Here is an 8533-nt window from a genome sequence, read left to right as displayed (position 1 = left end):
TGTTGGACCAGGCTGGCCAGCGTCACGCGGTCCTCTGTCTGGAGCTGTTGATACCTTCTGGGTGGACTGCTTTGCATCTGCTGACCTTACTCGGTGGCAGGTGTTGCACTTCAGATTTGAATCCGCCAGGCATAACGTTGAAGTTGTGGGGCGGCGACGCCGTCCCGCACGAATGACCAGTTAAGGCTTAGGCGCAGTTTTCGATCCATACCGATTCGCCTGGATGATGTTCTTTGATCGTGTTGATTGCCCCGGTCAAGACATCCTGGACCTCACCGCACAGGGGATAGATGAACCGGGAAACGTTGGCATGTTCAAGTCTTGCGTAGTCAGCTTCGGAGATTGCATCTGCGCCGCACCAAACCGCTATCGTTCCTCCACCGCTTGCGCGCAACGCATCTTGCAGGCCACCAGCCGTGATTGCGAGGAAGACCATCTCTGAGCCTTAACGAAATGAATCCCGCAAATCCTGCGGAATCAAACGGACAGTGTGGGATATTCTGGACACGGTTTCCTCCTGAAAGCGGCTTGTGGCCTGGGTTTTGGGTCGATACCCCGCGTCAAACCGCAGGTATAAAAACACCATGAAACCCGGCACGCCTGTTTGACGTTCCGCCCGCTTGCTGGACCAGGCTCGCGAGCGGATTCGGTGCCTTCACTATAGCTTCAGCACCGAAAAGGCGTACCTGCGCTGAACTTATTGGGCCAGCCGCTATCATTCCTCCCATGCACCGTTGCCTGATGGTTTTGATGATCTGCCTGCTGCCCCTGCGGTTGTGGGCGGGCGACGCCATGGCCGTGCAGCACGCACCACTGGCCCCACATGAGGCGCCGATGGTGGTGGCGCAGGACGCCCACCCCTGCCACGGTGCCGATGCCCCGTCGGAGGCCCCAGCCGCACAGGCAACGTCCGAACACAGCGGCGCCTGTGGCGACTGCAGCGTCTGCCACGGCCCGCTCGCCGGCCTGGCACTGCCCACCTGGGCCCCCCCTGCCCTGCCTGAAGCGCTGCCGTGCACCCTGGGCTGGAGTGCTTTGAGCGCCAACGGCCCGCCCCACCTCAAACCCCCCAGAGCCTGAACACCTGGCCCGCCTCAGGGCAAGGGTTGGCACGCCTGCGCGTGCCTGTGCGTTCATTCTGGAGACTTTCATGTCGTTTGTTTTTTTCGACCAGGCGCGCTGGCGCGTGCGTCTGGTTGCCGTGGCCCTGTCCTGCGCGTGGCCGATGGCCGCGCCCGGCGCCGCTGAGCTGCCCAGCGCCGAGCCGCTGGACTGGCGCCAGGCCAATGAGGCGGTGGGGCGCTACCTGCGCGGCCACACCGATCTGCTCAAAGCCGAATCCGCTCCCGCCCCCGCAGCACCCGACGTGCGCGCCGAACTGCGGCTGGACGCCGCACTGGCCCAGGCCCTGGCGCGCCGCCCCGACCTGTTCGTGCGGCCGGGCCAGTCGCCCGCCGAAACCGCCCAGCAGCGGCTTGCGGCGCTCGAATGGCAACGCGACGTGCGCGAAGCCTGGGGCCAGGCGGTGTTGGCCGAGCAACTTGCCCGCCTGAGCGAGGAGGCTGCCCACGTCACCGCCACCGGCGCAGAGCTGGGCCGGCGCATGGCCCAGGTGGGCACCTGGAGCCGCGCGCAGTGGTTGCACGAACACACCCTGTCGCTCGACGCCCAGATGGCCCGCGACAACGCCTTGGCCGCCGCCGCCGTGGCCCGCGCCAAGCTCTGGCAGCGGCTGGGCGTGGCCGACGGTGACACCCGCTGGCGCCTGCCCGACCAATGGCCTGCGCCCGCGCCGCTGCCCACACCTGCCGCCGCCAGCGCCCACGGCACCGCACCCCAGCCCCTGTTTGACCAAGCCCTGGCACAGCGCCCCGAGCTGATGGCCAGCCGCCTGGAGGCCCAGCGCCTGACGCAGGCTGTCACGCCGGAGCAACTGGGCACCGCGCGCGCACACCTGGCCACGGCCGCGCAGGCGGCGGTATCGCAAGGGCAGGCCACCGCTGGCCTGAATCCGGTCGCGCTGGGCTGGAGCCACGCGCAGGAACGCGCGCTGGGCGCCAGCCTGGCCGTGCATGCGCAGGAGGCCACGCTGCGTCTGGATCTACAAAATGCCTGGCGTCAGTGGCAGATGGCCCAAAACCAGGTCACGCGCCTGAGCGCCTGGCAGGCTGCGCAGACCGAGCTGCTGGACGACATGCAGCGCCGCTACAACGGCATGCTCAAGAGCACCTGGGACTTGCTGGCCAGCGCGCGCGAACACATGACCACGCAGCAGCGCCTGCAACAAGCCCGCCACGACCTCTGGCTGAGCCACACCCGCCTGCAGCACCTGCTGGCCGGTGGCGACGCCGTTCCCCTCAGCCCCAGCCTCGGCGCCACACCCACGGGCGGCGCACAGCGCAGCCCCGGACATTGACCATGAGCCACTCACACCTGCCCCGCCGCGCTTTTCTGGGCGGCGCTGCCTTCACCGCTGTTGCAGCGGCCTCTGTCTCGCGTGTGGCCCTGGCCGCGCTGCCCGAGCCGGTGATCCAGACCTCGGCCGCCACCGCCGCGCCGCTGGTCCCACCCAATGGACGCCCCTACCAACCGGTCGTCACCCTCAACGGCTGGACCTGCCCCTGGCGCATGAACAACGGCGTCAAGGAATTCCACCTGGTGGCCGAGCCGGTGGAGCGCGAAATCGCCCCTGGCATGGTGGCCCGCCTGTGGGGCTACAACGGGCAAAGCCCCGGCCCCACCATCGAGGTGGTGGAAGGCGACCGCGTGCGCATCTTCGTCACCAACAAACTGCCCGAGCACACCACCATCCACTGGCACGGCCAACGCCTGCCCAACGGCATGGACGGCGTGGGCGGCCTCAACCAGAAGCAGATCCCGGTGGGCAAGACCTTTGTGTACGAGTTCGAGGCGCGCCGCCCCGGCACCTTCATGTACCACCCCCACGCCGACGAGATGGTGCAAATGGCCATGGGCATGATGGGTTTCTGGGTCACGCACCCCAAGGCCAAACACCCGCACATTGCCGACGTGCAGCGCGACTTCTGTTTCCTGCTCAACGCCTTCGACATCGAGCCCGGCGCCAGCGTGCCCAAGATCAACACCATGCTGGACTTCAACCTCTGGACCTGGAACAGCCGTGCCTTCCCCGGCATCGACAGCCTCAACGTGCGGCTGGGCGACCGGGTGCGCGTGCGCGTGGGCAACCTCACCATGACCAACCACCCCATCCACATCCACGGCCACGAGTTCGAGGTGACCGGCACCGACGGTGGACCCACGCCGCCCGGCAGCCGCTGGCCCGAGGTGACCACCGACGTGGCCGTGGGCCAGATGCGGCAACTCGAATTTGTGGCCGACGAAGAAGGCGACTGGGCCATGCACTGCCACAAAAGCCACCACACCATGAACGCCATGGGCCACGATGTGCCCACGCTGATCGGCGTCAACCACCAGGGCCTGGTGCGACCGCTGCAACGCGCCGCGCCCGATTACATGGTGATGGGCGAACGGGGCATGGCAGACATGGGCGAGATGCAGATGGAACTGCCCGACAACACCCTGCCCATGATGACCGGCCAGGGCCCCTACGGGCCGATCGAAATGGGCGGCATGTTCACCACGCTCAAGGTGCGGCGCGAACAGAAGCCGGGCGACCACAGCGACCCCGGCTGGTTCCAGCAACCGCCGGGCACCCAGGCCTTTGAGTGGACCGGCGCCCCACCGGCTGCCGCAGCAGCGCCCCCCGCGCCCACACCCGCCACCGTCAACGTGCGCAAGCCGGGCGCGGGCGACCACAAACACCACTGACCCCAAGGAGCCCTTTCATGAACACACCCACCGCTGTCCTGGGGCTGGCCCTGGGCCTGGGCGCCCTGAACACACTCGGCAGCACGGCCCTGGCACACGGTCCCAAGGCCCACGCACCCGCGACCGTCGTCAAGGAACAAAAGCCCTGGGGCATGGCCGCCGATGCCCAGGAGGCCCGACGCACCATCACCATCACCATGGGTGACGACATGCGCTTCAGGCCCGATGTGATCGACGTGCGCGAAGGGGAGACCGTGCGCCTGGCCATCCGCAACCAAGGCAAGCTGCTGCACGAACTCGTCATCGGCACCCAGCAGGAGCTGGACGAACACGCCGCGCTGATGGTGAAGTTTCCCAACATGCAGCACGACGAACCCTACATGGCACACGTCGATCCGGGCCGGCGGGGCGAGATCGTCTGGACCTTCAACCGCCCCGGCGAATTCAAGTTCGCCTGCCTGATCGCCGGCCACTACCAGGCCGGCATGGTGGGCACCGTGCGGGTGCGCCCCACAACGAAAGGAAACATGTGATGAACCGCAGACAGCTTTTGACCACCGCCCTGGCCACCCTGGCTGGCGCCACATCGGCACAGACCGTGCCCATCAACAAACCGCCGCTGTTGCAGGTCTGGAAAGACCCGAACTGCGGCTGTTGTGGTGACTGGGTCCAACACCTGCAAGCCAGCGGTTTTCTGGTGCAGGTGATCGACACCGGCAACGTGGCCGCACGCAAGCGCCTGGGCATGCCCGACAAGCTGGGCAGCTGCCACACCGCGCGGGTGGGTGGCTACGTGATCGAAGGCCATGTGCCGGCAGCCGACATCCTGCGCCTGCTGCGCGAAAAACCCCAGGCCCTGGGTCTGGCCGTGCCCGGCATGCCCATCGGCTCCCCCGGCATGGACGGCCCCGAATACGGCGGCCGGCGCGACGCCTACGACGTGCTGCTGGTCGCGCGCGATGGCAGCACACGCGTGTTCCAAAGCCACCACAAAACCTGACCTACCGGAGATACCTCATGAAACACTGGCTCACCGCCGCCGTCTCCACGGCCCTGTTCGCCACCCTGGCCCCCACCGCCTGGGCGCAAGATGCGCTGCCCCACGCCGACGCCGAGGTGCGCCGCGTGGACACCCGCGCCAACACCGTGACCCTGCGCCACGGCGACATCAAGAACCTGGACATGCCACCCATGACCATGGTGTTCCAGGTCAAGGACCCGGCCTGGCTGCAACACATCAAGGCCGGCGACAAAGTGCGCTTCACCGCCGACAAGGTGGGCGGCAACTACACGGTGATGAGCCTGGAGCCGCAACCACCGGCGAACTGACGTGGCTGGCGTGGTGCCCGCAGCTGGCCTCAAGGCACCATGCGGTACACGAACGCACACTGGCCCGGTGCAAAACCCGGCACATCGGTGCTGACCCGTTCGGAACGCCCCCGCACCTCGTACACCACACCGGGCGTGCGGGCCAGCGCGGTCAAGGCGTCTGTGCTGGCCTGCTCCAGGTACATGAGGCCATGCAACAGGTAGCGGGTGCCTGCCGCCGATCGCAGGAAAAACCCGTCGCCCGTGTTGACCTCGTCCAGCAGCTGGCCACGGACCACCAGCGGGCGTGTGGCCAGGTGCCTCGGGGCAGCGACCTGGTCCTCCGCTGGTGGCACGATCCACACCAACGGCGGCACCTGAGGCAGATTGATGTGGCGCAGGCTGGTTACCCCTGGCTGCAGCGCGTGCAACACCGCCAGGCGCTCCAGGTAGGTCTGGTTCAGGCATTGCACGTTCTTGCAGGCGTCCCTGACCCCGCGCAACCAGGCCCGCTGGTCGGCCACCAGGCAACTGTCGGCGTGCGACAGCACGCGGCGCGCAGCAGCGTGGTAGCGACCCATGTGCTCGTCCAGCTGCGCGGTTTCAGCCGAGCCACAAATGGTTTTTTCGACCGCGGTTCTGGCCTTCGCACAATCGAACGACGCCGCCTGGAGGGTCGGCGCGATCAGACAGGCACTGGCCAGGGTCAGTCCGGCCACCAATGCGGTGTTCATTCAGCGCGTCCAGTCCGCCACCACCCGCCCAGCCCAGCGCCAGTTCAGCACCAAACTGGCCGGTGGTTGGCCCCACACATCGGTGGCGCGGTTGTCCAGCCAAGCCAGTTCGGCCGGCAGCGGCTGGTCAGAGGCCACAAACAACACCACCTCGCCACCGGCATCGCTTGCCTCGACCGCGCGCATCAGCGTGACCGCGGACGCCCCCTGTCCCAGCAGGGTGTGCACGCGGTCAACCAGCCAGCGCGAGACCCCGTCCCAGGGTCCTGCGCCAAGCGCCAGACACAACACCGTGTGGTAGATCGCCCCGGTGGCCAGTGCGTTCTGGCGCGACCACTCGCGCCGGTACTGCCGGCGCTGGGTGATGGCAATGCCCTCCTTGCCCCACCCATTCACGATGACCAGGCGCGCCGCCTCGCGCGCGTCACCGTGTTCGTAGTTCAGAAAACCGGCTTCGTCCGGGAAGGCATAGCAGCAGATGTAGTCGGCTTCATGCGCCACGTCGGCGTCGCGTCGGTAGAGCGTGGCGCGTTGCAACGAATCGCACCGCCAGAGAATGCCGATGTGGTCGCTGTACCAGCGCTGCAGGGCGGTGTGGTCGCCGTCGCAGGAGCGGCTGAAGACGAGGTTGAAGTGGTTGGGTGCCATGCCGGCATTGTGCAACGCCTGCCGTGCTAAGGTCGGCGCCGTGACACGTTCCCTGCGCTACACCCTGGTCTCGCTGCGCGAGCTGCTGGTCTCTGCCGGCCCGCTCGTGCTCGTCCTCATCGGCCTGCTGGTGGCCACCTACCTCTGGCTGGAACCCAACCCGCCCCAAAAGGTGGTGCTGGCCACCGGGCCGGACAACGGCGCCTATGACCGTTTTGGCCAAGCCTACGCGCAGGCGCTGGCGCGCCATGGCATCACCGTGCAACTGCATGCCAGCGAGGGCGCCGCCGACAACCTGCGCCTCTTGCGCGAAGCGGCGGTGGACATGGCCTTTGTGCAGGGCGGTAGCGGTCAGATCGGGGCCGACGAGCAGGACAGCCTACTGAGCCTGGGCAGCCTGTTTGTGGAACCGCTGTGGCTGTTCTACCGTGAAGCCAAAGGCAAACCCGCCACCCTGCCCGACCTCAAGGGCTGGCGCATCAGCGTGGGCACTCCGGGCAGCGGTGTGCCGGCCCTGTTCACCCGCCTGCTGGCCGCCAACGGTCTGACGCCGCAGGACGTGCGGCTGCGCGAGCTGGAACAGACGCCGGGCACCATGGCTTTTCTCGACAGCGAGGTGGATGCCTTGGTGTTTGCCTCGGCACCCGAGGCCATGATGGTGCAAATGCTGCTGCAGACACCCGGTGTGGCGCTGATGCCCTTTCCGCAGGCACAGGCCTACGCCAGCCGCCTGGGTTTTCTCACCCCGGTCACCCTGCCCCAGGGTGTGGTGGACCTGGCCCTCAACCGGCCCGCGCGCGATGTGCCCCTGGTGGCCTCCACCACCAGCCTGCTCGTGCGTGCCGACACCCACCCCGCGCTGCGTCAGCTGATGGCCCAGGCGGCGGTGGAACTGCACAGCCCGCCCGGCTGGTTTCACCGCGCACGCGACTACCCCAGCGTGGAACACGGCGAAGTGCCACTGGCGCCCGAAGCCGAACGCGCCATCCGCGGCGGCCCGCCGCTGCTGCAGCGCTACTTGCCCTTCTGGCTGGCCAACCTGATCGAGCGCATGTGGTTGAGCCTGGGCCTCATCTTGGCGCTGGCACTGCCCTTGTCGCGTGTGGTCCCGCCGCTGTACGCGTTTCGCATCCGCCGCCGTGTGTTTGTGTGGTACGCCGAGCTGCGCGACATCGAGGAACGGGCCGAACGTACGCCGGCCGACATCGCGCGGCTGGTGGACGAACTCGACGCCCTGGAACAACGCGCCGAAAAAATCACCCTGCCGCTGGCCTACACCGACGAGCTTTACACTTTGCGGCAGCACATCCATGTGGTGCGCAAGAAGCTGTTGCGCCACGCCTCTGAATCTCCACAGTCCCTACCGACGGAGCCTCTGAATGAACCTCGTTGATGCCGGCCTGACCGCCGCCGACTCGGCCCTGCGCACCCTGTTTGCCCCACACCGGGCGGCCCGCCCCTGTCCCACCGTGCCCGAGGCGGGCGCGGCGGAGTTACAAGGCGAAGACAAGGCCTTGGCCGGCGCGCTGATGCGTGTCAACCACGTGGGCGAGGTGTGTGCCCAGGCGCTCTACACCGCACAGGCACTGGCCGCGCGGCTGGCGCCGGGCGATGCTGCGGCCAACGAACGCCTGGCACGCCACTTTGAGGCCGCCGGCCAGGACGAAACCGACCACCTCGCCTGGACCAAATCGCGCATTGACGAGCTGGGCACCCACACCTCGCTGCTCAACCCGCTGTGGTTTGCCGGCGCCTTCGGCATCGGGCTGCTGGCGGGTCGCCTGGGCGAACGTGTGAGCCTGGGTTTTGTGGTGGAAACCGAGCGCCAGGTCGAAGCCCACCTGGCCAGCCACATGGACCGCCTGCCGCCGCAGGACCACGCCTCGCGCGCCATCGTGGCGCAGATGAAGGACGACGAAGTGCGCCACGCCCGCGAAGCCCAGCAAGCTGGCGCGGTGGAACTGCCCTTCCCGGTGAAGATGGCGATGAAAGCCGCCGCCAAGGTGATGACCACGGTGGCGCACCGGGTCTGA

General features: G+C 67.5%; 11 protein-coding genes. 8 read left to right on the top strand and 3 right to left on the bottom strand.

Features of this window, described 5'->3' with window-relative positions; all coding sequences use genetic code 11:
• Nucleotides 1-187 precede the first annotated feature (187 nt).
• A complete protein-coding gene (locus tag ACFQPB_RS12470; protein ID WP_382223692.1) occupies nucleotides 188-436 on the bottom strand; it encodes a hypothetical protein in 249 nt (82 codons plus the stop codon).
• A gap of 290 nt (nucleotides 437-726) precedes the next feature.
• Between ACFQPB_RS12470 and ACFQPB_RS12465 the strand changes: the two genes are divergently transcribed.
• The 6 genes from ACFQPB_RS12465 to ACFQPB_RS12440 all read left to right on the top strand — a co-directional run bounded on the left by ACFQPB_RS12465 (nucleotide 727) and on the right by ACFQPB_RS12440 (nucleotide 5139).
• Nucleotides 727-1080 (top strand): hypothetical protein, encoded by a 354-nt coding sequence (locus tag ACFQPB_RS12465; RefSeq protein ID WP_382198025.1) that lies wholly within the window; start codon nucleotides 727-729, stop codon nucleotides 1078-1080.
• A gap of 70 nt (nucleotides 1081-1150) precedes the next feature.
• Nucleotides 1151-2416, top strand: coding sequence for a TolC family protein (locus tag ACFQPB_RS12460; protein ID WP_382223690.1), 1266 nt, complete (start codon nucleotides 1151-1153; stop codon nucleotides 2414-2416).
• Between the two features lie 2 nt (nucleotides 2417-2418).
• A complete protein-coding gene (locus ACFQPB_RS12455; RefSeq protein WP_382223689.1) occupies nucleotides 2419-3810 on the top strand; it encodes a multicopper oxidase family protein in 1392 nt (463 codons plus the stop codon).
• A 17-nt stretch (nucleotides 3811-3827) separates the two neighbouring features.
• Nucleotides 3828-4343 (top strand): cupredoxin domain-containing protein, encoded by a 516-nt coding sequence (locus ACFQPB_RS12450; protein ID WP_382223686.1) that lies wholly within the window; start codon nucleotides 3828-3830, stop codon nucleotides 4341-4343.
• Nucleotides 4343-4810, top strand: a complete 468-nt coding sequence (locus ACFQPB_RS12445; protein WP_382223683.1) for a DUF411 domain-containing protein — start codon at nucleotides 4343-4345, stop codon at nucleotides 4808-4810. The genes ACFQPB_RS12450 and ACFQPB_RS12445 overlap by 1 nt, the downstream gene beginning before the upstream one ends.
• Before the next feature lie 17 nt (nucleotides 4811-4827).
• Nucleotides 4828-5139 carry a copper-binding protein gene (locus ACFQPB_RS12440; protein ID WP_382223680.1) on the top strand — a complete coding sequence of 104 codons (312 nt, stop codon included), beginning with the start codon at nucleotides 4828-4830 and terminating at the stop codon, nucleotides 5137-5139.
• Between the two features lie 29 nt (nucleotides 5140-5168).
• Here ACFQPB_RS12440 and ACFQPB_RS12435 read toward each other — a convergent pair whose 3' ends face one another.
• Together ACFQPB_RS12435 and ACFQPB_RS12430 are read right to left on the bottom strand one after the other, a co-directional pair.
• Nucleotides 5169-5852 (bottom strand): lysozyme inhibitor LprI family protein, encoded by a 684-nt coding sequence (locus ACFQPB_RS12435; RefSeq protein WP_382223678.1) that lies wholly within the window; start codon nucleotides 5850-5852, stop codon nucleotides 5169-5171.
• Nucleotides 5853-6500: a hypothetical protein gene (locus ACFQPB_RS12430; RefSeq protein ID WP_382223675.1), complete on the bottom strand. Its 648-nt coding sequence runs from the start codon at nucleotides 6498-6500 to the stop codon at nucleotides 5853-5855.
• A 40-nt stretch (nucleotides 6501-6540) separates the two neighbouring features.
• Between ACFQPB_RS12430 and ACFQPB_RS12425 the strand changes: the two genes are divergently transcribed.
• Nucleotides 6541-7893, top strand: coding sequence for a TAXI family TRAP transporter solute-binding subunit (locus tag ACFQPB_RS12425; protein WP_382223673.1), 1353 nt, complete (start codon nucleotides 6541-6543; stop codon nucleotides 7891-7893).
• The gene (gene coq7 / locus ACFQPB_RS12420; protein WP_382223670.1) at nucleotides 7880-8533 is read left to right on the top strand and encodes a 2-polyprenyl-3-methyl-6-methoxy-1,4-benzoquinone monooxygenase; all 654 of its coding nucleotides are present in this window, start codon (nucleotides 7880-7882) and stop codon (nucleotides 8531-8533) included. The genes ACFQPB_RS12425 and coq7 overlap by 14 nt, the downstream gene beginning before the upstream one ends.

It is taken from the genome of Hydrogenophaga atypica (assembly GCF_042665215.1).
Taxonomy (GTDB): domain Bacteria; phylum Pseudomonadota; class Gammaproteobacteria; order Burkholderiales; family Burkholderiaceae_C; genus Hydrogenophaga; species Hydrogenophaga defluvii_A.
Note: the sequence above shows the minus strand (reverse complement) of the source record. Positions and strands in the feature narration are given on the sequence as shown.